Origin of the sequence: Flavobacterium rhizophilum (genome assembly GCF_046000485.1) — a bacterium.
Lineage (GTDB): Bacteria > Bacteroidota > Bacteroidia > Flavobacteriales > Flavobacteriaceae > Flavobacterium > Flavobacterium rhizophilum.
In genome coordinates this window covers 29992-55505 of sequence record NZ_JBELQB010000010.1, presented here as the reverse complement: position 1 = coordinate 55505, position 25514 = coordinate 29992, and the positions used below count along the sequence as shown (strand labels likewise).

The 25514-nt window shown below is 37.9% G+C and carries 25 protein-coding genes and 1 other RNA gene; 12 read left to right on the top strand and 14 right to left on the bottom strand.

The features are described 5' to 3' along the window. The first annotated feature begins 796 nt into the window (after positions 1 to 796). Positions 797 to 976, top strand: coding sequence for a hypothetical protein (locus ABS768_RS13360; RefSeq protein WP_408075456.1), 180 nt, complete (start codon positions 797 to 799; stop codon positions 974 to 976). A 20-nt stretch (positions 977 to 996) separates the two neighbouring features. Here ABS768_RS13360 and glmM read toward each other — a convergent pair whose 3' ends face one another. Then, positions 997 to 2385: a phosphoglucosamine mutase gene (gene glmM / locus ABS768_RS13355; protein ID WP_408075455.1), complete on the bottom strand. Its 1389-nt coding sequence runs from the start codon at positions 2383 to 2385 to the stop codon at positions 997 to 999. Positions 2386 to 2546: 161 nt separating this feature from the next. On the opposite strand from glmM, the gene ABS768_RS13350 reads away from it, so the two are divergent. The 3 genes from ABS768_RS13350 to ABS768_RS13340 all read left to right on the top strand — a co-directional run bounded on the left by ABS768_RS13350 (position 2547) and on the right by ABS768_RS13340 (position 5706). Next, a complete protein-coding gene (locus tag ABS768_RS13350) occupies positions 2547 to 3137 on the top strand; it encodes an acyl carrier protein phosphodiesterase (RefSeq protein WP_408075454.1) in 591 nt (196 codons plus the stop codon). Next, the gene (locus ABS768_RS13345) at positions 3134 to 3799 is read left to right on the top strand and encodes a DNA alkylation repair protein (RefSeq protein WP_408075453.1); all 666 of its coding nucleotides are present in this window, start codon (positions 3134 to 3136) and stop codon (positions 3797 to 3799) included. The genes ABS768_RS13350 and ABS768_RS13345 overlap by 4 nt, the downstream gene beginning before the upstream one ends. A gap of 86 nt (positions 3800 to 3885) precedes the next feature. Beyond that, on the top strand, positions 3886 to 5706 hold the full coding sequence (locus ABS768_RS13340; RefSeq protein WP_408075452.1) for a chloride channel protein: 1821 nt from the start codon (positions 3886 to 3888) through the stop codon (positions 5704 to 5706). Positions 5707 to 5711: 5 nt separating this feature from the next. Here ABS768_RS13340 and ABS768_RS13335 read toward each other — a convergent pair whose 3' ends face one another. Further along, complete coding sequence (locus ABS768_RS13335; protein ID WP_330443828.1) at positions 5712 to 5972, bottom strand: hypothetical protein; 261 nt, start codon at positions 5970 to 5972, stop codon at positions 5712 to 5714. A gap of 381 nt (positions 5973 to 6353) precedes the next feature. Here ABS768_RS13335 and ABS768_RS13330 point away from each other — a divergent pair, with 381 nt between their 5' ends. Beyond that, positions 6354 to 6953, top strand: coding sequence for an HPP family protein (locus tag ABS768_RS13330; RefSeq protein WP_408075451.1), 600 nt, complete (start codon positions 6354 to 6356; stop codon positions 6951 to 6953). Between the two features lie 577 nt (positions 6954 to 7530). Here ABS768_RS13330 and fsa read toward each other — a convergent pair. The 4 genes from fsa to ffs form a co-directional block, all read right to left on the bottom strand. Further along, positions 7531 to 8187, bottom strand: a complete 657-nt coding sequence (fsa, locus tag ABS768_RS13325) for a fructose-6-phosphate aldolase (RefSeq protein WP_330443824.1) — start codon at positions 8185 to 8187, stop codon at positions 7531 to 7533. 42 nt (positions 8188 to 8229) lie between these two features. Continuing rightward, the gene (locus ABS768_RS13320) at positions 8230 to 9033 is read right to left on the bottom strand and encodes an SDR family oxidoreductase (RefSeq protein WP_408075450.1); all 804 of its coding nucleotides are present in this window, start codon (positions 9031 to 9033) and stop codon (positions 8230 to 8232) included. A 653-nt stretch (positions 9034 to 9686) separates the two neighbouring features. Then, complete coding sequence (locus ABS768_RS13315; protein WP_408075449.1) at positions 9687 to 10394, bottom strand: hypothetical protein; 708 nt, start codon at positions 10392 to 10394, stop codon at positions 9687 to 9689. A 219-nt stretch (positions 10395 to 10613) separates the two neighbouring features. Continuing rightward, positions 10614 to 10712: signal recognition particle sRNA small type (gene ffs / locus ABS768_RS13310), an RNA gene on the bottom strand. Between the two features lie 89 nt (positions 10713 to 10801). Between ffs and ABS768_RS13305 the strand changes: the two genes are divergently transcribed. The 4 genes from ABS768_RS13305 (at position 10802) to ABS768_RS13290 (ending at position 13401) form a co-directional block, all read left to right on the top strand. After that, entirely contained in the window at positions 10802 to 11857 is a 1056-nt protein-coding gene (locus ABS768_RS13305) for a glutaminyl-peptide cyclotransferase (protein WP_408075448.1), read from the top strand. A gap of 119 nt (positions 11858 to 11976) precedes the next feature. Next, positions 11977 to 12411, top strand: coding sequence for a hypothetical protein (locus ABS768_RS13300; RefSeq protein WP_408075447.1), 435 nt, complete (start codon positions 11977 to 11979; stop codon positions 12409 to 12411). A 10-nt stretch (positions 12412 to 12421) separates the two neighbouring features. Beyond that, a complete protein-coding gene (locus ABS768_RS13295; RefSeq protein ID WP_408075446.1) occupies positions 12422 to 12871 on the top strand; it encodes a hypothetical protein in 450 nt (149 codons plus the stop codon). Positions 12872 to 12975: 104 nt separating this feature from the next. Further along, positions 12976 to 13401, top strand: a complete 426-nt coding sequence (locus tag ABS768_RS13290) for an SRPBCC family protein (RefSeq protein ID WP_408075445.1) — start codon at positions 12976 to 12978, stop codon at positions 13399 to 13401. A 297-nt stretch (positions 13402 to 13698) separates the two neighbouring features. Here ABS768_RS13290 and ABS768_RS13285 read toward each other — a convergent pair whose 3' ends face one another. After that, entirely contained in the window at positions 13699 to 14214 is a 516-nt protein-coding gene (locus tag ABS768_RS13285; RefSeq protein WP_408075537.1) for a fasciclin domain-containing protein, read from the bottom strand. A 161-nt stretch (positions 14215 to 14375) separates the two neighbouring features. Between ABS768_RS13285 and ABS768_RS13280 the strand changes: the two genes are divergently transcribed. Together ABS768_RS13280 and ABS768_RS13275 are read left to right on the top strand one after the other, a co-directional pair. Beyond that, complete coding sequence (locus ABS768_RS13280; protein ID WP_408075444.1) at positions 14376 to 14621, top strand: hypothetical protein; 246 nt, start codon at positions 14376 to 14378, stop codon at positions 14619 to 14621. A gap of 92 nt (positions 14622 to 14713) precedes the next feature. Next, positions 14714 to 15115, top strand: a complete 402-nt coding sequence (locus ABS768_RS13275; protein ID WP_408075443.1) for a hypothetical protein — start codon at positions 14714 to 14716, stop codon at positions 15113 to 15115. 998 nt (positions 15116 to 16113) lie between these two features. Here the strand turns inward: ABS768_RS13275 and ABS768_RS13270 are convergent. The 7 genes from ABS768_RS13270 to rpsA form a co-directional block, all read right to left on the bottom strand. Then, entirely contained in the window at positions 16114 to 16716 is a 603-nt protein-coding gene (locus ABS768_RS13270) for a hypothetical protein (RefSeq protein ID WP_408075442.1), read from the bottom strand. Positions 16717 to 16792: 76 nt separating this feature from the next. Continuing rightward, positions 16793 to 17302 (bottom strand): hypothetical protein, encoded by a 510-nt coding sequence (locus ABS768_RS13265; protein WP_408075441.1) that lies wholly within the window; start codon positions 17300 to 17302, stop codon positions 16793 to 16795. Continuing rightward, complete coding sequence (locus tag ABS768_RS13260; RefSeq protein WP_408075440.1) at positions 17299 to 17658, bottom strand: hypothetical protein; 360 nt, start codon at positions 17656 to 17658, stop codon at positions 17299 to 17301. Before ABS768_RS13260 ends, ABS768_RS13265 begins: the two co-directional genes overlap by 4 nt. Positions 17659 to 17753: 95 nt before the next feature. Continuing rightward, positions 17754 to 18299 (bottom strand): tetratricopeptide repeat protein, encoded by a 546-nt coding sequence (locus ABS768_RS13255; RefSeq protein ID WP_408075439.1) that lies wholly within the window; start codon positions 18297 to 18299, stop codon positions 17754 to 17756. A 6-nt stretch (positions 18300 to 18305) separates the two neighbouring features. After that, entirely contained in the window at positions 18306 to 18881 is a 576-nt protein-coding gene (locus tag ABS768_RS13250) for a tetratricopeptide repeat protein (protein WP_408075438.1), read from the bottom strand. Between the two features lie 62 nt (positions 18882 to 18943). After that, a complete protein-coding gene (locus tag ABS768_RS13245) occupies positions 18944 to 19486 on the bottom strand; it encodes a tetratricopeptide repeat protein (protein WP_408075437.1) in 543 nt (180 codons plus the stop codon). 545 nt (positions 19487 to 20031) lie between these two features. Continuing rightward, positions 20032 to 21798 (bottom strand): 30S ribosomal protein S1, encoded by a 1767-nt coding sequence (gene rpsA / locus ABS768_RS13240; protein WP_408075436.1) that lies wholly within the window; start codon positions 21796 to 21798, stop codon positions 20032 to 20034. 342 nt (positions 21799 to 22140) lie between these two features. Between rpsA and ABS768_RS13235 the strand changes: the two genes are divergently transcribed. Continuing rightward, positions 22141 to 25431 carry a T9SS type B sorting domain-containing protein gene (locus ABS768_RS13235; RefSeq protein ID WP_408075435.1) on the top strand — a complete coding sequence of 1097 codons (3291 nt, stop codon included), beginning with the start codon at positions 22141 to 22143 and terminating at the stop codon, positions 25429 to 25431. Positions 25432 to 25514 lie beyond the last annotated feature (83 nt).

The window sequence follows — 25514 nt, the reverse complement described above, 5'->3', positions numbered from 1 at the left end:
GTATTAAATTAATGTTAAAACAGACCGTAAATCATTTATTATGAGCGCATAGTATTTTTTTAACTATTAAAAACAATTCTTAGTTTTTGCTTAAAACACTGAGATACAAAAACATAAAACCGTAAGAAAAACCACATAAATAAGTAACTGCCGAACCAAAGTTTATTTCGTTTTCTATAAAAATATTTTTAAGAAGATTTAATTTTTCCTCACAGATCTTATTATTTCTAATTGAATCAAACCTTAAATATTCATTTTTAAATCTTTAAATGATAAAAAAATGAAAGCCCCGGTTGCTTTATGTAACCGGGGCCATCATTAACCAATAATTAGTAAATACTAATTTACCACTAATAAAGGTACACTAAAAAAGACAGAACCTCTATACGGAAAACCATATAATTATTTAAAAATCAAAACTTTAACTTCTATAACAGGAAAGTATTTACAAGAAAAGCTCTTAGCAAATAAGTAGCTTAAGTACTGAGTGTTACACCTCCTTTCGTTTAGATTCCTTCATTGTGCTATCGCTACAGTCGGAATGGAAAAGAAATCCTTACTATCGTCAGGATGACAAGCTGAGTAAGCAAACGGCATTAGGTTTTAAAGGCGTAAAGTAAATTAGTGAAAGAGGCGTAAAAAAGCATCTGCTGTTTGAGGCGACAGCCGAGTTCAGATGGTTTAGCCGAATAAGGTAATTTATAGCCTGAGAAACCACAGCCTTGAATTTTTGGTTCTTTTGTTTCAAGACAAAAGGACAATAAACAACATTATTCTAAATGATGAATATTAAATTTTGAATGAGATTCTTCCTAACATCAGGATGACAACCCGTTACTGTCATTACGAGGAGGAACGACGCGGCAATCTATATACCAGTATAAACGAAATTGACACGCTTCATTACATTACGCTCGCAGTGACAACAGGGTTAAACCACAAAAAAAGCCTCCCTAAAAAGGAAGGCTTTATATAATTCAATATGTGAATAGCTTATTAAATACCCGCTACCTGTTTAATCTCATCTATAATCCTAACAGCAAGAGCATCGGCTTTATCCTGACCTTTGGCTTCGGTATAAATCCTGATGATAGGCTCTGTATTCGATTTTCTAAGGTGTACCCATTCTTCAGCAAAATCAATTTTCACACCATCTATAGTAGAAATATCTTCGTTAGCATACTTAGTAGCCATAGCCTCTAAAATAGCATCTACATTAATTTGTGGCGTAAGTTCAATTTTGTTTTTACTCATGTAATACTGAGGGTAACTGGCTCTAAGTGCAGCAACACTCATTTTCTTTCCGGCAAGGTACGTAAGGAAAAGAGCAACACCTACCAGTGAATCACGACCATAGTGAAGCTCAGGGTAAATAATACCACCGTTACCTTCGCCGCCTATAACGGCATTGTTTTTTTTCATCAGCTCCACAACATTAACCTCACCCACAGCACTTGCTTCATAGGTACCACCGTGTTTTTCGGTAATATCTCTAAGCGCACGTGAAGACGACATGTTACTTACCGTGTTCCCCGGAGTTTTGCTCAATACATAATCGGCAACAGCCACAAGGGTATACTCCTCACCAAACATTTCTCCGTCATCGCTAATAAAAGCAAGTCGGTCCACATCCGGGTCAACCACAATACCAAAGTGAGCTTTCTCCTTAACCACAAGTTCACAAATATCACCAAGGTGCTCCTTTAAAGGTTCCGGGTTGTGCGGGAAGTGTCCGTTTGGCTCGCAATACAGCTTTACCACCTCTACTCCCATCTGTTCCAATAATTTCGGGATAATAACCCCTCCCGATGAGTTTACACCATCTACCACTACTTTGAATTTAGCGGCCTTAACAGCCTCAACATCCACAAGCGGAAGGTTTAGTACCTCATCAATATGAATATCCATAAAAGCATCGTTTGATGTAATTTCGCCCAGGTTATCCACATCGGCAAAATCAAACGCTTCACTTTCGGCAATCTCTAAAATCTTAGCACCATCGGCACCGCTTAAAAATTCCCCTTTTTCGTTAAGCAGTTTAAGAGCATTCCATTGTTTTGGGTTGTGGCTGGCAGTAAGTATAATACCACCGTCTGCCTGTTCCAGCGGAACGGCAACCTCAACCGTAGGCGTAGTAGATAGGTCCAAATCAACCACATCTATACCAAGCCCTACAAGAGTGTTCATTACCAGACTATGAATCATAGGTCCTGATATACGGGCATCGCGCCCTATAACTACAGTAAGTTTTTCTTTATTGCTTTGTGATTTTAGCCACGTACCGTAAGCAGAGGCAAATTTTACAGCATCTACGGGAGTCAGGTTATCCCCGGTTTTACCACCTATGGTTCCCCTAATCCCTGATATTGATTTAATTAACGTCATTATAAAATTTAGTTAGCAGGTTCATTTTTACACCACAAAGATAGCAATGCAGTTTTTTTAAGCTCAATCCTAAACATATTTTTAACTAACAAATTACGATTATCCCGCAATTGCCCGTTTTTACTATTGATTGCTATTAAACTTATCCCTAAATTGTGCCTATGAACTTTTTGGCACACATATACCTTTCGGGCGATAACGACCTTGTTAAAATAGGCAATTTCATGGCCGATGCCATACAGGGAAACAAAATAGATCACTTTCCGCCTAATGTGCAAAAAGGAATACTGCTGCACAGGGCAATTGACAGCCATACCGATGCCCATCCTATTTTCCGCCAGGGAACAAAAAGGCTGCATCCGCACTACCACCACTATTCGGGGGTTATAATGGATATGTTTTACGATCACCTTCTGGCCAAAAACTGGAACAGGTACTGCAACACGCCCCTGCCCCAATATGCCGCTGCATTTTACAAAAGCCTTGATGACAATTATGATATACTGGCACCCCGCACCCAGCGCATGATGGTACACCTTAAAAAGGAAGACTGGCTTAGCAAATATGCTACTATAGAAGGTATCAGTTTTATACTGATGCAAATGGATTACCGCACCAAACACAAATCGGGCATGACAAACGCCGGAGTACAGCTACAGCAGTATTATACCGAATATGAACAGGAATTCTTTGCCTTTTTTGAGGATATGCAGAAATTTGTAGCGGATAAAAAAACCGAACTGGAAATATGACATTCATACAGGAACTTACTGCCGGATTTGAAGCTAATACCAATGCCGAAAACGCGCTTTACATGCACAACTATATGCGCGGACTGTTTACTTTTTACGGATTGAAAACAAACGACAGGAGAGTTATATTTAAAAAAGCCTATGCCAACCATAAGGAAGAGATTAAAACCGATTGCCGTAATATAGCACGTACTTTATATACTAAAGAAAAAAGGGATTACCACTACTGTGCTGTAGAGATACTTACAAAAGAGCTTAAAAAGAAGTTTTTAAAGGATGATATCCATCTTATAGAGTTCCTTATTATAAACCACTCCTGGTGGGACACTGTAGATACTATTGCCAAATATTTAGTGGGTGGTTACCTGCAACAGTACCCCGAAGAAACCACAATGGTTATAAACCATTTTTCGAACAACGACAACATGTGGCTAAACCGTACAGCTATTCTGTTTCAGCTGGGATATAAAAGGGACACCAATCAGGCAATTTTGTTTGAACAATGCCTTAAACACAAGGACAGCAACGAGTTTTTTATACAAAAGGCAATAGGCTGGGCACTACGCGAATACGGAAAAACCAATCCCGAAGCCGTTAGGGAATTCGTAACAACAGCAGCACTTAAACCTCTAAGCACGAGAGAAGCGTTAAAAAATTTATGATTTAGTCGAAAATAATTTACAAATGCAGTACCTTAGCGTTTTTATTTTTTCAATTATTTTCCTCAATTAAAACCTTGTGAAACGCAATGCCCAAAAGAACGATTTCTAAAATCAGATTATTTTTAAGAAATAACTTTAGGCGTCTTGAAACCCTGTTTTTTTTACTTAAAAGCCTTTTGTCCGAAAGGCATTTTATATACCTGTCGTGTGTATTGGTATCAATCACCACCGGGTTTGCGGTAATTATACTAAAAGGGTTTGCCCATAATGTTTTCCGTTTTGCTAATTATGTAAACAGTTACCTTAAACTTCCGTTTATTAACAGTATACTGCCTATAGTAGGTATAGTACTAACGGTATGGGTGGTACGCAGGGTACTTAACAACAAAATTGAGAAAGGAAGCTCTCGCATACTTTATGCTGTAGCAAAAAAAGGCGGTATTATTCCGCGTTCGCAAATGTATGCCCAAATATTAACCAGTTCCCTTACCGTAGGTTTAGGGGGATCGGCAGGACTTGAGTCACCCATTACCATTACCGGTGCGGCCTTTGGGTCTAACTTTGCACAAAAATATAAGCTCTCTAAAAAAGACAGGATACTCCTATTAGCCTGTGGTGTGGCTGCCGGTATTGCCGCAGCATTTAACGCCCCTATTGCCGGTGTACTTTTTGCCATAGAGGTTGTACTTACCGATGTTACCATAACCGCCTTTATCCCTATTATGATATCGGCTGCTACGGGCGCACTGGTTTCTACCATTGTACTTAACGAAGAAGTATTACTTACGTTTCCTAAAGAACAGTCGTTTGACTATCACAATATACATTACTACGTACTGCTGGGTATACTGGCAGGATTTGTATCATTATACCATGCCCGTACGTTTCAGCGTATAGAAGAGCATTTTGCCCGTACTAAAATGGGACAATACCGCAAGGCACTGTATGGAGCCATTCCGTTGGCAATACTTATCTTCTTTTTCCCTACGCTGTTTGGTGAAGGTTATGAGAGCCTTAAAGTATTATCTGGACTAAACCCCGAAGCCATTATGGAGAACACCCTTGTAGAAAGCCTTAAAGACAACGCATGGATACTGCTGCTTTTTGCAGGAGTTACCATGATGCTAAAGGTATTTGCTACAGGACTAACACTTTCCTGCGGTGGTAATGGTGGTAACTTTGCCCCTTCCCTTTTTGTAGGCTCCTACCTTGGTTTTTTTGTAGCCAAGCTTATTACCCTTACCGGACTGGATAAAGACCTGCCTGTGGGTAACTTTACCATAGTAGGTATGGCGGGTATTTTGAGCGGACTTTTCCACGCACCGCTAACAGCCATATTCCTTATTGGTGAGATTACCGGAGGCTACAGCCTTATGCTTCCGCTAATGATAGTGTCTTCCATCAGTTTTGCAGTATCAAAACAGTTTGAGGTACACTCGATGGACGTAAAACATCTGGCCGATAAGGGTGAGGTATTTACATCTGACAAAGACAGAAACGTACTTAACTCCATTGATATACTTAATGTAGTTACTACCGATATCCCTACACTACTGCCCACTCAATCGCCAGACGATGTGATACAACTGCTTAGTACCACTAACCAGAGTATTTTTGCCGTGGTAGACGAGAAAAAACGTCTGGTGGGTATGATAGACTTTAACGCCATAAGGCACATAGCCTTTAGTCCGTTTAAAATAAAATACTCCAAACTGGAAGAACTTATGAGTCCGGTGGGCGACACCGTATCACTGGAAGATTCGGTAGAAATGATAATGGATAAGTTTGATGCCACTAAAGCCGAATACTACCCTATATTAAAAGATGATAAGTTTTACGGACTGGTATTCAAGTCAAAAATCCTGAAAGACTACAGAGATAAGCACATCGAGATGATTATTGAGTAACAGTATTATGCATTGTTAGCACCCCATTGCGATAAAACCACTTTAGGTTCGGTAAGTTCCAGTTCCTTAGTAATGGCATGTATATCCCTAAAAAGGTTAGCTCCTTTCTGTTCGGTTACCACACATTTTACGCTGTAAGAATCGTTATTTTTATTTTCAACCTCAACAAGATCTATTAGTTTTTTACTACTTGGTATTATAGGCTTACCTATTACCTTATCCTTATAATAATCAACCAGGTAAACCGCTTCTTTGTAACTGTACATAATATTCGATTTTAGTAAATGTACATAAAAGCTATTGGAAATAAGAATTTTGAGCAGGTTAATTGAGAAAACTAGTCTTTAAGTATTATACCAAATGCCAGTGCGAGCGGGACGCTCGTGCATTAAACAGATTATACAAACATAATAAACGAGATCCTTCCTAACGTCAGGATGACAACCTAATGCGTCATTACGAGGAGGAATGACGAAGTAATCTAATAAAGATTGCCACACTCCATTGCATTACGCCCGCAATGACAAGCAAAATAAGCAAATGGCATTAGGTTTTAAAGGTATGAAATAAATAGATTCTTTTATTAAGAATGAAAAGCAAATATCAGTTTATCTTTGCACAAATTTTACAAAATCATTATCACGTTCATGCCAATAAAAAAGATTAAAAAAACCTACCGCAAAACCCGATACGTATTGTACAGGGAAACTTTAGTAGATTTTAGAGAACATTTTTGGGCTTTTATAGGCTCATTTATAGGTCTAGGTATAATTGCCTATTTGCAATACGGATTAATGCCCGAAAGAGAACTGGTGTTCTTAATAGGGTCTTTTGGAGCTACCTGCGTATTGGTATATGGAGTAATTGAGAGTCCGTTAGCACAACCGCGTAACTTAATTGGCGGACACGTTATATCGGCCATAGTTGGTGTAACAGTGCAAAAAATATTTCCCGATTTGCTATGGGTAGCTGCGCCTCTTGCCGTATCTCTATCAATTGTAATGATGCAGATAACCAAAACCCTGCACCCTCCCGGTGGCGCAACAGCACTAATAGCAGCAACAGCCTCACCACAAATAAAGGCACTGGGCTATATGTATGTGCTATCTCCTGTACTATCAGGATGTTTAATACTGCTTGCCATAGCACTAATTTTTAACAACCTTACCCCTTACAGGAAGTACCCATCGCACACTGCCCGAAAAAAATACAAACAGATATACAAAAGGCTCACAAAGAAAAAGTAAATCGTTTATTGTTTTAAATAAGATCCTTCCTATCGTCAGGATGACAAACTCAACTGTCATTACGAGAAGGAACGACGAAGTAATCTAAAAGAGATTCCTCCGTTACGCTATCGCTACAGTCGGAATGGAAATGAGATTCTTCCTACAGTCAGGATGACAAACTCAACTGTCATTACGAGGAGGAATGACGCGGTAATCTAATACAGATTGCCACGCTCCATTGCATTACGCTCGCAATGACGTAAGAGTAAGCAAACGGCATTAGGTTTTGATGGCGTATAATAAATTAGTGAAAGAGGCGTAAAAAAGCATCTGCTGTTTGAGGCAATAGCCGAGTTCAGATGGTTTAGCCGAAAGAGGTAATTTATAGCCTAAGAAACCAAAGCCTTGACTTTTTCGTTCTCTTGTGTCAAGACAAAAGGACAAAACCGCTACAGTCATTACGAGGAGGAATGACGAAGTAATCTAATACAGATTGCCACACTCCATTGCATTACGCTCGCAATGACAGCAGGCATATCTTTCAATCTAAAATCATATCCAATAAAAAAGGCTGCCGAAGCAGCCTTTCATAATATTACTTATTACCTTTTTCGTAGTCGGCAATAAACTGAGCCAAACCACTATCGGTAAGTGGGTGTTTTAATAAACCTGTAATTGCACTTAGAGGACCTGTCATAACGTCGGCACCAATTTTAGCACAATTCACAATATGCATAGTGTGACGTACAGATGCAGCAAGAATTTCTGTTTCATAACCGTAGTTATCATAGATAAGACGGATATCTTCGATAAGTGTTAAACCATCTGTAGAGATATCATCCAGACGACCGATAAACGGAGACACATAAGTAGCACCTGCCTTAGCAGCAAGTAAAGCCTGACCTACAGAGAAAACAAGCGTTACGTTTGTTTTGATACCTTTATCTGAGAAATACTTAGCAGCCTTAACACCATCTTTAGTCATAGGTATTTTAACCACAATTTGCTCATGCAGTTCGGCAAGCTCTTCACCTTCCTTAATCATACCTTCAAAATCGGTAGCGATTACCTCAGCGCTTACGTCGCCGTCTACAATATTACAGATGTCAACATAATGTTTCAAAATGTTGTTTCTTCCTGTAATGCCTTCTTTCGCCATTAGAGATGGGTTAGTTGTAACTCCGTCTAAAACGCCAAGCTCCTGAGCTTCCTTAATCTGGTCAAGATTAGCTGTGTCGATAAAAAATTTCATGTTCTTACTTTAAAATATGTTCTGGAAAACTTTTTTGCAAAACTACAATTTATAATGATTCATTAACAACTTTTCATACACTTTATCAGGCAGTAACCTTTTTAAAACGATAGAAAACTTTTGCATAAATGCCCCCACCTTATAGTGTACTTTAGGGTTAGGGTCTTTCATTATCGAGTAAACCGCTTCGGCCATTTCAAGCGGATTGCTACCACCGTCCACATGCTCATTCATCATATTAAGCGTATTTCCGTATGGGGTTTCATATGGCGAACCCTTTACAAGCGGGGCATGGTAACGTCCTGCAGCAATGTTTGTGGCAAAATCGCCCGGAGCAATATTAGTAATGGTAATTCCAAAACCTTTAACCTCCATTCTAAGGCCTTCGGTAATAAGTTCCAGTGCCCCTTTTGAAGCCGAGTAAACACTACGGTATGGCAACCCCATGTATCCGGCAATAGAAGTAACGTTTATTATGAGTCCGCTTTTCTGTTCGCGCATTTGCGGCATTACGGCTTTCATTACCTCTATGGGTCCAAAAACATTGGTTTCAAAGTTGTTTTTAATTTCATCGGCAGGGATTTCCTCAAGCGGCCCCGTTATACCTACTCCGGCATTATTGATAAGCACATCCAGCCTGCCCTCTTTCTCTATCACTTCGGCAACTGCTGACTTAATGGTAGCGGGATCACGAACATCAAGCGCCACAAGCGGAAACTTAGAACCGGTTACCCTTTGCGGGTTACGGCTTGTACCATAAACGGTATACCCTTTTTCAGATAAAAATTCGCCTATGGATTTCCCTATACCCGAAGATCCTCCGGTAATAAAAACAACTCTCTTCATTATTGGTTAATTGGAGATTTATAATTGAATGGCGAAAATACGGATTTTAAGTTAAAGACGATTAGATAATAAATGAGAGACGAAACACTATAGTAAATGATGCTTTTTAAATTTTAAATGAGATCCTTCCTATCGTCAGGATGACAACACCTACTGTCATTACGGGGAGGAACAACGAAGTAATCTAATAGAGATTCCTCCGTTACGTTATCACTTCAGTCGGAATGGAAAAGATATCCTTACTGTCGCCAGGATGACAAGCAGAGTAAGCAAATGGCATTAGGTTTTAAAGGCAAAGTAAATTAGTGAAAGAGGCGTAAAAAAGCATCTGCTGTTTGAGGCGATAGCCGAGTTCAGATGGTTTAGCCGAAAGAAGTAATTTATAGCCTGAGAAACCATAGCCTTGACTTTTTCGTTCTTTTGTGTCAAGACAAAAGGACAATAAACAACATTATTATAAATGATGAATTTTAAATTTTAAATTAGGTCCTTCCTATCGTCAGGATTACAACCTCATGCGTCATTACGGGGAGGAACAACGAAGTAATCAAATAAAAGATTGCCACGCTCCATTACATTACGCTCGCAATGACGTAAGAGTAAGCAAAAGGCAATAGATTTTGAACTTTTCGTTCTTTTGTATAAGCCCCCACTTAAACCACCCCTTCTGCCTGTGGTTTAAGTTTTGTAAGATTTGAAAGGGTGTAAAGTCCACCAACAGTAAGTATCGATCCGCCTACAAAAGGAAACCCTGCACCTACTAAATCGGCAATGTTTGAAGAAAATAAGAACGGAAGGCAAAATATCATACCAAAAACTCCTCCAAACACAGAAGTTATTGCACCATATCTTATAAGTGTATTTAACTTCAAAATATATCTTTTACGTTTTTTAGTGCCTATTACCCCCTGTCTTAGACTTATTGTATTAAAAGAGGCATAATCCTCAATTGTATATGCCGAAACAGACATAGATTTTCGTCCAAGTTTAAAGTCATTATAAAAAGTACTCCATTCGTCGGGTAATAGTATGGTTCCAAACAATAAAATCGCAAAACACGGAACAGTATAATTACCATTCCCTAACATAAATGCCTGCATCCTGATTTCGTGAACAGGTGTCATCTCATAGCCCAGTAAAACATGTTTGAGGTCATGGCTTTCATACTTAGGAACAAGGCTCAGATTATGATCATCAAGGCGTTTGGCAACATCATAGCCTATAGTTCCTTCAGGATACTGCCTTAACGTATTCACCTTACTGTTATAATAGTCCATATTATGGAATCGTTCTATTAATTTAACCGAAGTATTAAAAGACCATTTTATTATTTGCCTCGCAAATCGCTGAATACCATTCATAACTAACCTGATTATAAATATTAGTAATCTAAAATTAATGAAATATAGTCGTTATTTCAAAAAGATTGCCACGCTCCATTACATTACGCTCGCAATGACGTAAGAGTAAGTAAACAGCATTAGGTTTTGAACTTTTCGGTCTTTTGTGTCAAGACAAAAGAACAGCTACCCCTATAAACAAAAAAATCTCCCATTGGGAGACCACTTTTATAAAACAAAAAATGGCAAGCGACCTACATCGCACCGCTACAACCGTATACCTTTGCTGCGTTCCCGCCCTGGAGGATTCTACAGGAGCTGGTCGTGTAGGACTTGCCAGTGCAAATATACAATCTTTTTGTATTTTCGCAAAGGTCATTGCCAATTGTAAAATACAATTGTATATTGTAATCACTATTAATAAAACCATGAAGAAACATAACTTATTAGCATTCATTTTATTGGGAGCTGCCGCAATGAGCTGTGACGGCGGAAAAAATTCTCAAAAAAATTTATTTAAGCTCGATACTACAGGTCTAAAACAGCTATATCACCCTAATGAAACGTTTCCTTTAGGTATAGAAAACCCTAAAAACGCAACTATCGACTCGGTAATTTACTACATAAACGATACTAAAGTGGGTAGTGTTAACGGAAATACCAAACTGGATTTTAAATTTGAAAATGAAAAATTCGGTTACAAAAACATCAAAGCACTTGTATATAGTGACGGAGATAATAGCGAAGTTACCGGGCGTGTAGAACTGGGCAGTGGCGTTACACCTACCAAACTGGAGTATGAACTGGTTAACACCTACCCTCACGATATGCAGGCCTATACACAGGGACTGGAGTTTTACCGTGATACGCTTATTGAAAGTACTGGAAGACGCGGACTATCAACTCTTCGTAAAACCAACTACAAAACCGGAGAGGTATACAAAAAAACCGAACTTGAAGGAAAATACTTTGGCGAAGGTATCACCGTTGTAGACAATAAAATATATATGCTAACATGGCAAAGCCGTACCGGTTTTGTTTTTAATGCCGATACTTTTGAAAGACTTGAAGAGTTTAAATACTTCAAGGAGATTGAAGGCTGGGGACTTACTCACGATGACAGCAAGTATATATATATGAGTGACGGAACTGAAAAGATTTGGAAACTGGACCCTAAAACCCTTAAAGAAGTTGATTATGTAAATGTATATACCTCTAACAGCAAAATCAAATCGGTTAACGAGCTGGAGTGGATTGATGGTAAAATATACGGTAACGTATACCAAACAGACGGTATTGCCGTAATAGATCCTGCTACCGGAGCTGTAGAGCATATACTGGATATTAGTCCGCTTAAAAAACAGGTGACCATGCACCCTGATATGGATGTACTAAACGGTATTGCCTACAACCCTAAAACCAAAACCATTTTTATTACCGGTAAAAACTGGGATAAAATGTTTGAAATAAGAGTAAAACAATAAAACTGTTTTTAAACTGTTATATATAAGCTCCCTTCGGGGAGCTTTTTATTTATCTTCAACTTATACATTACATCATAAACAGATAAACTTTTGCTATTTTTGAATGTAACCTTATTACCATGAAAAACGTCACCTTACTAATTCTGTTTTTTTGTTCAATGATATGTTATTCACAAAGCTATGCTTTCCTTCACATAGGAGATCAGGATAAGCCTATGCCGAATATAATTATTTCTGTTAACCCTATAAATCAGGCTACACATCCTGAAACCAACATTTACCAAGTAGACAAAGAAAGCTTCGATATTATAAGTTTATATATAGCAAATTATGAGGTTAACAAAAACGACATCTTAAAATCTGAGTTACCTTATGGTACTTACAATGTTATTTGCTATTCAGTCGAAAATAAAAATATAGATACAAAATATCTTCTGGGAACACAAAACAGCCTTCCCTTTTTTAAAGGGCTACTGCCCTGCCTAAAAAAATATCCTGAAATAGAGGTAAAAATAAACGGATTAATAAAAAGGTTAACTGTTACAACTCCTTAAGTATTAGCTTATGAAAAAACTAACACTCCTTTTAGTTATTCCTTTAACAATAATAGCCTTTACATTTTTAACTCCATACAGTATAGTTGAAGTTGAAGATGTAGACAACCTTTTCGTTTTAGGCTACCCTTTTATATATGAGGCTCCTGCTTTTCATACCTCTATGGCAAGTCAGTTTTTTATATTACCTCTTCTGGCCGATTTACTAATATACTTTACAGTACTCTATATAATAATAGCACTTATAAACAGAGTTCGAAAAATTAACCTTCCTAAATTTATATCTATACCGCTTTTAACAACTTCCTACCTTTTACTTACCTTAAAATTACTTACAGTATCCATATCAGCAAGAGAAAATACCTACACACTAAATCCTTGGTTTGAAATGAAAGTACTAAGTACCCATATAGGCTTTCCACCGGCAACCGTTAGCAAATTATCTCCTGAAAACCAGTAAAATATCTGTTGAAAAACATAGTTCTTTATGGGATTCCTCCTTTTATCTCATCATTTAGATGGTTATATTTGTTTACCTAAGCAATAACAAATACCCAAAAAACAATGCAAACCGATTTCAAAATTACACACCAAACAGTGGTCAATGCCCATGTTAGTGATGTATGGAAAGCCCTTACCGACCCCAAAATGGTTAGGCAGTATTTTTTTGGCTCCAATCTCGAAACCACATGGAAAGTAGGAAAGCCTATTCGCTTTTATGGCGAATATAAAGGCACACGTTATGAGGACAAAGGTATTGTACTGGAGTATAACGAAAACGATAAGCTGTCCTACAGCTATCATAGTAGCTGGACTACCCTACCCGATGAACCTCAGTACTATCTTGAGGTTTCCTATCAGGTAAAAAAAATACCCGGTGGAACCGAGCTCACCATCTCGCAAACCAACTACGACGAAGAAAAAGCCCAACACTCCCTGCAAAACTGGGAAGTGGTTACCAACAGGCTTAAAGAACTTATTGAAGATTAAGCCTTTTCTATTATTCTAAATAATGAATTTTAAATTTTAAGTGAAATCCTTCCTTTCATCAGAACGACATTCTCATTTGTCATTTTGAGCGCAACGAAGTGAAGTCGAAAAATCTAATTAAAATAAAAGATTCCTGCTTCAGTCGGAATGAAAAAGAGATCCTTCCTATCGTCAGGATGACAAACGGAGTAAGCCAATAAGTAAAAAAGCCCCGGTTATCAATCGGGGCTTTTTAAATAAATCAACTTAAACCAAACCATACACTGATTAAATCATGTATATGAAATCCAAACTATTTTAATTGTGCATTAATACAGTATCAATTACATGTATAACACCATTTTTCTGATTCACATCGGCAATTGTAATTTTAGCTTTGCCGCCTTTCTCATCAATAACCCATACATCATTACCATCCATCATAAAAGTAAGCTCGCCGCCCTGTACCGTTTTTGCAACATATTTGCCTTTACCTTTTTTAATAGCCTTCATCACATCGGCAGCGCTCCATTTACCGGCTACCACATGGTAGGTTAATACACCTTGAAGCATTTTTTTGTTTTCGGGTTTTAAAAGGGTCTCTACAGTACCTTTAGGTAACTTTGCAAAAGCTTCGTTTGTTGGTGCAAACACGGTAAACGGTCCGTCTCCTTTAAGGGTTTCTACCAGTCCGGCAGCTTTAACAGCAGCAACCAGGGTAGTATGATCCTTAGAGTTTACGGCATTATCAATAATGTCTTTAGTAGGATACATGGGTGCTCCGCCTACCATAACGGTTTTTTGTGCATAGGAAACCGAACCTAAAAGCAGCATAAAAGCCACTACTGCAATCGGATAAATTCTTTTAAGGTTTTTCATAATTGGAAAAATTAACGTTTTATAGGAAGATTTACGTCGTTCATCGATTTTTGGTTTTAATTAAACAATCTTTTATAAAATTTTAACTAATTTTCGATCAAATCACTAAGCAACCTATGAGAACACAGTTAAAATATATAGGTAAAAATGTTAGCTTACAAGCACTTAGAGATGTAGTTACTGAAAAGAGCCTAAATACAAATAATAAACTATTGTTAAATCCGCAGGATTATAACACAGTGATTTTGGAACAGGCTAATTTGTTTGAAGAAGTGCAGCAAATTCCGCTAACAGTAAAAGGCATAGTGATAGAAAAAGATGACGATAAACAAATCCCGTACGGAACAGTAGGGATAACATAAAAACATTAAAATTAAAAACTAATGCAATAAAAATATTTGAATACACACAAACCAACCAACCAATAATTATCCACCAAAAACAAATTACAAACATGCTAAGCGGATTTATCGAACTAAGTTCCGGTCAAATCTTCTCCATCAAATGGAAAGGTTATGACGAGATCATTAAGCTCACTTTAAACGAGTTAGCAGGCCTTAGCCCAAAGGCCACTTCTAAAAATCTAATCAACAGGCTAAAGTCGCACATTCCTCCACAGGGTTTTAACGAACGCTACGAAATGGGATGGGGTTTTATTGACAGTTTAGAGCATAAAACCATTTGCCGAAGACTTGAAGTATGCAGCCTGTGTGATGATGAACAGCAACTTTTTTGGGCTGCTGTAGAAAGAGGTTACTCCAAACTTTTACAAAGCTGTGACGAATACATGCACTTGCAGCCGCAATATGTAAAAGACCTGCTTGATTTTAAAACAGGTACAGGAATAACCAACTAAAAAAAATCACTACCACATTAAAAACAGTTATGTGACAGCACCCTAGCTAAGTGCTGCCCTAAACCCTGTTTGCCAGCTAATTAAGTGCAATAGCCTTTGCTAATGCGCCGGGGGAGAATTTTGTTTACTCTTTTTAGACAATTTACTTTTTCAACTTTAACTGTATAAAATTATGGAAACGTTTTTTTTAGCCGAGAGCCTTGGCATACTAACAGTATATGTATTTTTTACCGCGATAATAATATCGCTTATTATTATAACAATGCTTAACTACGCCTTTTCGAAAAAAATTAAGAACTGGTGGCAAATAATAGCATTTATTTTGGTTGCCTTGCTTATCCCTGTAGGAGTTTGCAAGTGTGTAATAAGTTTTATCGGATTTATTTAAAAGTATAATTAAGGAATTTACTTTGCTATTTTATATACTAATTGCCTGAAAGCAAAATAAGCTAGGTACGTTATCATTGTGGGGGATTACAAACTAACTTTCTTTCGGGCAATTTTTTTAAAGATTGTCATTATGTGAATGCCCGTTGTGGCAAACACATTCAAACATATAGGCCGTAACCTTACCTATCGGCAAAAAAGTCAGCATTTTTAAATGCTTTTTGGGAAAACAACATGCCCTGCTATTATATATTTTCTTCAAAAAAATTGCCTGAAATGAGGTTCAGCCTGCGTCATGAGGGATTAAGGGAAGCCAATACGTTCGGGCAGTTTTTTAAAAACTGAAAACAAAGCACTACGGTGCGCGTTTAATATACGTTCTTATTTTAAGATATTAATATTTAGTATTACTTTGTTATTCTAATTGCCCTTGAGCTAGTTAGGTGCGTTATCATGGGGGATCACAGCAGAACTTATAAGTCTCTTGGGCAATTTTTAACTTATTTAAACATTACTCTACTCTGTTTTACTCTATATCTATTTTTATCAAAAACGCGGAAGCCTGCTATATTTAGCAGGCTTCTTCAATTTATATAGGTATTGTTTTTAGTTTATATGATATAAACACTCCCCTTACCGGCTTTAGCATTAACCTTAAACTGCAGTATTACACTATCACTGTTTTGCAGGCTGTTTACTAAATAATCACTTACTGTAGGCATATCATCGTCAACAGTATTTGTAAGTAGGGAATTTGGCGCTTTATACTCTCCGCTGGTTATTGATTCTACCCCATCCCTACCGGCAAACTCTACCTTTTCTTTCATTAAACTGTTATCCAGGAAAAGATACTGCTTAACCCGAGCCTCACCATTTTTAAACTCAATAGTAGCAACTATGTCAGTAATACCATTTTCCTGTTTTTCGGCAATGAGATCTCTAAACTCATCAATAATTTCAGTAAGGTCTTTATCAGAACTAGCTTTTAGTTCCTGCATATTGGCATAACTGTACAATAGGGAAAAATCGATATTCAGGTTAAAACGGAAATCAGCAAACAGGTTGGAGAAATCCATTCCTTTATACGCCTCTACAGATGCTTCTGCCTGTTTCTGTTGGATTGCAGTATCATTCTCAGTAGCGTCTTCGGTACTACAGGAAATCATCCCTGCTCCCATTACTGCCATAAAGGCTAAATAAACTGCTTTTTTCATAAATCAAAGGTTTTAATAGGTGTGTTAAAAATTGGTTGTCAATATATAACGTTAAAGATAGTAAATAAAGTACCTGCTATTTCTTTTGTCTCAACTCAAAATCTATTTTTTTGAATTGTGAAAGCAAATAATTTTCATTTACATTATCTGCAAAAGCAGAATAGTTACTTAACATAGCTGTAAAATCACCTTCGTTTCTAGAAATAAAAACACTTTTAAACGGACTACCATATTTCTTAAAAGCAGGATGATTACATGTTACTTTACATACTCTTATTTGATAATTATCTTCCTTTCGCTCACTTAAAACTTCGTAACCATCAAATTCAAATTCATCATCCCAAACAAAAACATTATTTAAAAAACGAATTCTGGAATTATACACTTCGTCTTTAAATATCAAATTATAGATATGGAAAGCAAATTCCTTTTCATTCAATCGATGCTGATAAAATTGCCCTCCTTTAATTTTCCCATTAAATGCACCCAGTTCAATCAGTAACTCTTTGTCAAGACTATAGTCAAGTTTTTGGACCGATGAACAACCTGTAACTAATACAATGAGAAAAAGAGAAAGCCACCTCATGCCTCTGCCCTGGTTTGTTTGTACCGTTTAATATTATCCCAAACAATTATCAATACAAACCACACAACAGGTAACATATTTACAGTATTAGGTAACCCCTTATTGAGACCAAACACATATAAAGTAATCCCCGTCACTATGTAAATATAAAAGAGCTGCAAACATATCTTAACAAACAATGTAACAGCAGGGTGATCTACATTTCCAACCTCTTCACCGTTTTTCCATTTTCTGTAACGAATAACGTTACTCCTTACAACAATAAATGTAAACAGTAATATAGGTAATGCTAACTCCCAACTTAACAGAATCTCCTTAAAAGGAGAAAACAGTGAAACGATTTTAACCAATGCCATAAAGCACGCAAATATTAAAAAAACCTGAAATGATCGTTTTAAAATATGATAAATAATACTTTTTTTATCCATCGTTGTAAGGTGTTTTTTTAAGTTTAGTTACAGTACAGGCTTATTACATCACGTCCTTCTATGGTAAAGCCTAACTCTTTTGCCTTTTTAAAATCGATGCAGGCCCCCTCATAGTCGGGTTCGGTTAGTTTTGCCTTACACATGGCGCGAGAGTAATACACTTCCCCCGGGTAATCGGTACCCAGTTCAATAGCCTCGGTGTAGTCTTTTATAGCGCTAAGATAATCTTTACTACTGTAAAAAGCCTCACCACGGCACCGCAAAACACGTGCGGTTTCTCGGTTATATTCCATTGCTTTATTAAACGTTGCTATAGCATCCAGGTATTTACGGGTACTCACCTCTTTTGCTCCTCTACGCATTAGCTTTTCAAACTCATCATCAACAGGGATTTCTTTAGCAACACTATCAGTAACCACTGCTTTTTGAGGTTCAGGCTGTTCTGCTGCTTCCTGCTCGGTTTTAGCCTTACCCTTTTTAACCCTGTGTTTGGCATATTCCTGTGCATTAGCAACAGTAAATGCTAACAAACAAAAGAGTAATAGTTGTATTTTTAGTACGTGTTTCATTATAATCTATCGGCATTTTAACGCATAAACCTGTTGGGTTTTTATCACCATGTCATCTATACCAAGTTCCTTGGCTTTTTTTAAATCATCACAAGCATTTGCCTTTTCCTTTTTTGTTCCTGTTTCAGCTACTACATTAGCTCGCATCAAATAAGCATATGCTACTTCTTTTTGCGGAGTATTGCTATCCTCAATCATAAGGGTGTATTCCTTTATTGCTTTTTTATACTCCTTTAGCTGATAATATGAAGTTGCTCTTGAAATGTACACCCTCCATGATTCACTCTCCGGACTTACCTCAAGTGCCTGTGTATAAAACTTAAGGGCTTGCCTATAATTATTTTGTATTGTCTGCTCTCCCGCTTTATTCATTATAGCCTGAAAATCACCAAACGATTTTGTTTCTTTATTTTTCACCTCCTGTGGTTCTACCCATGCTTTTTCATTAACTACAGGAGTTTTTTGCGGTTCGGCAAAAACAGTATCTTTAGCTTTTTTAGTAGTATATTTAGCATATTCCTGTGCCATCAGGCTACTACTACATGTAAGTAAAACTATTAATATTGAAGTAATTCTTTTCATAGTAAATTATTTATAGCTAAGTTATTAATTATAACGTATAATACACAGTGATAGTACAGCTACTAATCACAACCTTCATCAAGTATTGACCTATCGCCACCCAATGCTCCCGTTGCACGGGCAACAGTAATATCGGCACATTTTCTCTCTTTATCTCCCTCACCACCTCTTGCACTATAAGCAATTCCACGGGCTAAACATAGCTGTCCCTTAGCATTATAATGTGGAATTTTTGTTTCTTCTAAAGCTTTTGTATAATCATTTATAGCATTGTCAAAATCCCTTAGCCTAAAGTAACAATGTCCTCTAAAATTCAAAACGACATACTCCCAATCTGGCGGACTTATAGCCAGCGCCTGGTTTAAAACATCAATCGCCTGCTCATTATCTAAATCCCTATAAAGTTGTCTGGCTTTCTCTAAAAGCTCTTCAAATTCGCTTTTAGATTCTTCTGCCAGCTGAGTCTCGGCTATAACAATTTCATCTGTCTTTTCCGGCTGGGTAAAAACAGTATCTTTTACCCTTGTAGTTTTGTATTTGGGATAGTTTTGAGCATTTGCCGATAGACAGAAAACCAAAAACAACAGTGAAGTTAAGTATCTCATGGTAAGGAGGTTTAAAAAGCTAATATACAAATTTTCTCACAGCCACGCAGCCTTGACTTTTTTGTCTTTTTGTATCAGGACAAAAGAAGAAGTATTCAGTATTCAGTCACAGTAAACAACTCTTATTGCCCTAAGTATGTCATGTCGACAGCAGGAGACATCTCTATTCAAAATTCAGAGATTCCTCACTACACTACGTTTCGTATCGGAATGACAATCAAAATAGAACGGCAGAGTAAGCAAACGGCATTAGGTTTTTATGGCGTTAAGTAAATTGATGAAAGAGGCGTAAAAAAGCATCTGCTGTTTGAGACAAAAGCCGAGTTCAGATGGTTTAGCCGAATGAGGTAATTTATAGCCTGAGAAACCATAGCCTTGACATTTTGGTTCTTTTCTGTCAGGACAAAAGGACAAAACATTAACTATGCTAAATGATGAATTTTAAATGAGATCCTTCCTATCGTCAGGATGACAAACGGAGTAAACACATAAAAAAAGCCCTGACCAATGGTCAGGGCTTTGATATTTAAAAGAGGAATCAGTGATTATTTCTCACCTTTTTCCATTCTTTCTTTTAATTCTGCAAGTGCATTGATATCACCTAGAGTGGTTTTCTCTGCATTGTTGTTAGAGTTGTTAGACTCGTTATTAGCCTTAACATTTTTCTCTTCTTCTTCTCTAAAGATAGCAGTGTGAGAAGCTACAACTCTTTTGAATTCTTTATTGAACTCAATTACTTTAAAGTCAGCGCTTTCACCTTTTTTAAGTTTTTTACCATCTTCTTTCTCAAGGTGTCTTGTAGGGATGAAAGCAACGATATCGTCACCAAACTCTACAGTAGCACCTTTGTCAACGATCTCAGCAATCTCACCTGCGTGAACAGTACCTACTGCAAAAGACTCTTCATATTTATCCCATGGGTTAGCAGTAGTTTGCTTGTGACCAAGAGATAATTTACGTCCTTCCACATCAAGCTCAAGAACAATAACATCAAGTTTATCACCTACGTTTACAAACTCAGATGGGTGCTTGATTTTCTTAGTCCAAGATAGGTCAGAGATGTAAATTAAACCGTCAATACCTTCTTCTAGCTCTACGAATATACCAAAGTTAGTGAAGTTTCTAACGATACCTGTGTGTTTAGAACCTACAGGATATTTAGCTGTGATGTCAGTCCATGGATCCTGAGAAAGTTGCTTGATACCTAGAGACATTTTACGGTCTTCTCTGTCAAGAGTTAAGATAACTGCTTCTACCTCATCACCAACTTTAACGAAATCCTGAGCAGATCTTAGGTGCGTAGACCAAGACATTTCAGAAACGTGGATTAAACCTTCTACACCTTCAGCAACTTCGATAAACGCACCGTAGTCAGCAATAACTACTACTTTACCTTTAACTTTGTCACCTACTGCAAGGTTTGCATCAAGTGCATCCCATGGGTGAGGGTGTAATTGTTTAAGACCAAGTTGGATTCTTGTTTTCTCATCATCAAAGTCAAGGATAACCACGTTAAGTTTTTGGTCAAGTTCAAGAACTTCACTTGGGTGGTTAATTCTGCTCCATGAAAGGTCAGTGATGTGGATAAGTCCGTCAACACCTCCAAGGTCGATAAATACACCGTAAGAAGTAATGTTTTTAACAACACCTTCAAGTACCTGGCCTTTTTCAAGCTGACCGATGATTTCTTTCTTCTGTACTTCGATATCCGCTTCGATAAGCGCTTTGTGTGAAACTACTACGTTTTTGAATTCGTGGTTGATTTTAACAACTTTGAACTCCATAGTTTTGTTTACATATTGGTCGTAATCCCTAATAGGTTTAACATCAATTTGAGAACCTGGTAAGAATGCTTCAATACCAAATACGTCAACGATCATACCACCTTTAGTTCTGCACTTAACGAAACCGTTAACGATTTCACCTGTTTCATGAGCATTGATAACTCTGTCCCAAGCTTTAATTGTACGTGCTTTTTTGTGGGATAATACTAACTGTCCTGATTTATCTTCACGAACGTCGATTAATACCTCTACTTTGTCCCCTACTTTTAGGTTAGGGTTGTAACGGAATTCATTTAAAGAGATAACACCTTCAGATTTAGCGTTGATATCAACGATAGCATCTCTGTCAGTGATTCTTACTACTGTACCCTCTACTACTTCATCATTATCAGTAGAAATGAAAGTTTTTTCAACTAGCTCTTCAAACTCTCTTAGGTGTTGCTCATCTACAGGATCAATACCTTCTTCGAAGTTATGCCAGTTAAACTCTTTTAAAAATTCCTCTTGTGTTTTTACTTGTTCAGACATTGCTGATCTAATAATTTGTATCCCGTTGTTTTGCAGGTTTCCTGTGCAGTAACAAAACGCTACGGAAGTGTTTTACATATTTGATTATAAACCTTTTAGAAACCATCTCCTGCTAAAAGGTGCGCAAAGGTACAAAACTTTTATAACTCTACAAAACATTTACTAACAATGCTTTAGCAACACAATATTATTGCAACCATTTATTGTAAAATTTTACACACAATTTGTTATAATCATAACTTTAAAAAACAAATTATTTAACATATATTTTATATAGATTATTTTATTTACCTTAGAACCCGGAAACAACTTGAAATTAAGTCCTAAAAACTTAATTTTTTTATGAAATTATCAATCAGTCACGCCTTTTTAAAACTACATTTTCTAAACCGAAATTTTGTAGCACTATTCCTATTGCTTTTTTTTAGCACTGCTGCCTATTCACAACTTAGCGTAACAATGGTAAACAAAACCGATGAAACCTGCCCCGGTAACGGTACCATTACTCTGGCTGCCCAAAATGCACAAACAGGAACCGACGTAAATTATATAGTATACAAATTACCCGATATAGATAACCCTATTTGGAATTCTACTAACCCCATAGTAACCAGCCTTACCGATGGTACTTATAGAATAGTAGTTAAACAGGGAGCAACCACATCGGCACCCATTGAGGTTGTAATTGAAGATAATACCCAAACCGTTGCCTATTCCATCACAACCACAGATCCCGTTTGTAACGACGGAGTTATAGACATAACCGTAAACAACGGAACAGCAATAAGCTATGAAATTATAAGCGGACCGGTAACCTTTCCGCCACAAGCCACACCATCATTTACTGATTTACCTGCGGGTATATATACTGTAAGGGTAAACGACGACTGTGGGTTTGGTGTACCACAGGCCGTAACACTTTTCTCCCAGTCGGAAGAACTCATACTAGGAGATACAGCAGGGCTACCAGACGTGGAACTACCTGGCTGTGATTTAGTAACTGTGACCAATACATTATACACTACAGAATTTGAAGCTGCAACTACAGTACAAAGTATAATACTTACCGTATATCCTCCGGACGGGGGCACACCTATACAGGTTGAAGGTTTTTACGAAGCTTCCACCCTATCAATATCTGCCATAATACCTTTATATTACGAACAAACCTATTATTATGATATAACCGTTACAGACAATTGTACAACCTATACCGAAAACTGCGAAGTATATGTAACCTTACTTGCCGTAGCACAGTTTGACAACGCCAACTGTTTTGGTAAAAAACTCCTTATTCAGCCTTTTAAATTTGTAGGGCCTTATACCATCAACTTTGAATCTTACCCTGCCGGATGGGACCCGGAGCTGGCAAACGAAACCTATCCCGGCCCTTATACTGTAGATGACGAAGAAATAGAGTTTGGTAGTGACGAATACGAATGCCCTTACGGCACCTATACAGGATATATCACTGATGCCTGCGGACGTGTAGGTGAGTTTACTATTGAAATAGAAGAGATTGAGGTAATACCTACCGCCAATCCGTCTCCGGCAGATTGTAGTACACAACTGGGATCGGTAGAGATATCAATACCGGGACTTGTTATGGCAACTGCCGAGATTATAGAAGCACCCGATGAGTACCCTGATCCGCTTCCGGATGATGTAATGGAGTACTACGAATATTCTGATGAACCGGGCGAAGAAATAAATTCTCTTACTATACCGGGATTACCACCGGGACTATATGTAATTATACTTACAGATGAATGTGGTAAGGTGTACGACCCACTTGACTTTATTATTGAAGTGGCCGACCCTGAAATTCATATAGGCCCAAGGGTAGACTGCCGTGAGGGGTATTCAACCCTGTATGTTGGAAGCGCAACTCCTCCAATAACCGAGGCGTATATTATAGCTGCTCCGGCTACTTTTAGCGAAACCCTGCCTTATGATATTATGCAGTTTGCAACATCTCCTACAGGCATATATATGGATAACCTGCCTGCCGGCTCATATACCATAGAGCTAACAGATGATTGTGGTACTAGAACAGAACCAATAACTCTTACCGGATACCAAATCAATTCAACCGAAGTAGATGTTACCCTTAACTGTGGTTCTTTTGACGTGTATATATCCCATAGCAGTAATGCTATTAATCAGGTTAAATACTGGTTACAGCAATACAACGAAGCTACCGATACATGGCGCATGCCCGGCAGTGATATAGACTATGTTGAAGGTGAAGAACCCGATGAAGACACAGCGATTGAGCTAACGAATAATCAAACACTATACAGCATAGCCTATCACGGTACATTTAGGGTAATAAAATCGTTCTCTACTTATGGTAGTGGTGCCAGTAAAAAAACCTGTATTGAAATACTGGAAGAATTTATTGTACCTAACGGACTCCTTATTGGAGATATTTTAAACATTGCCTGCGACGGTGGTGCAACAAACGATGTACTGGTTAATGCCACAGGTGTAGAACCGCTTACCTACCGTATTATTGAAATGAACGGGAATCCCGTAATGATAGATAACGGCAACAGTAATATTTTTTACGGACTGGAAACTGCCTCTTACCTCCTGCAGGTAGAAGATCCTTGTGGTACAATAGTACCAATGTATTTTAATGTAAACGATCTGCCTTCATTAGTTACTGCAAACACCGCTCCCGATATTACATTATGCGATGTAGGTAACGATGGTGAGGAAGATTTCAACCTTGCGGCACAGGTAGCATTTGTACTGGACAATCAGGATCCTGATTTAGTAACCATTACCTTCCACATCAGTGAGAGTGATGCCGATGCAGGTATTAATCCGTTACCGGACACTTATACATCGGGTAATGCTACCATATATGCAAGGGCAACTCACAGTGCCAACCCTGATTGCGTATCTATATCACAATTCGAGCTTATACTGCAGGATGCCCCTTCTCTGGATATGGAAGATTTCTATGCCCTTTGTGAAGGACAAAGCACTACCGTTACTGCGCCAGACGGTTATGAAAGCTACGAATGGTCTACCGGAGAAACTACTCAAAGTGTAACTTTTACCGATAGCGGAAACTACACCGTTACCGCCACAAACGAGAACGGATGCCAAACCACCCACTCGTTTACGGTTAACATGACTGCAATTCCGCGTATTGCACAAATTGATTTAACCGACTGGACTACTGCCGACAATACCATTAATGTAATTGTAGAACCATCTCAATACCCACAGGAGTTTGAATATTCGCTTGATGGGTATATCTATCAGGATTCGCCCCTATTTACAAACCTTACTCCGGGGCCATACACTGTGTATGTAAGGGATAAGTACGACTGTGGTGCCGATCTTGGTGATGTATACCTGCTCACCTACCCTAAGTTCTTTACACCTAACGGCGATGGTATAAACGAAACGTGGCGCATACAGTATTCTTTCTTTGAGCCCGATATGGAAATTTATATCTTTGACAGGTATGGTAAACTACTTATTTCCTTTGGTCCTAACTACGAAGGCTGGGACGGAACCTTCCACGGGAAGCGACTGCCTAGTACCGATTACTGGTTCCTTGTTAAACGTCAGGACGGACGCGAACATAAAGGGCATTTCTCTATGGTGAGGTAGTATTTAGATACAAGATAATAGACTTGAGACATTAGACGCTTTTTCGCTGGTGCGAGCGTCCCGCTCATTCAAGCTTAGGCTAG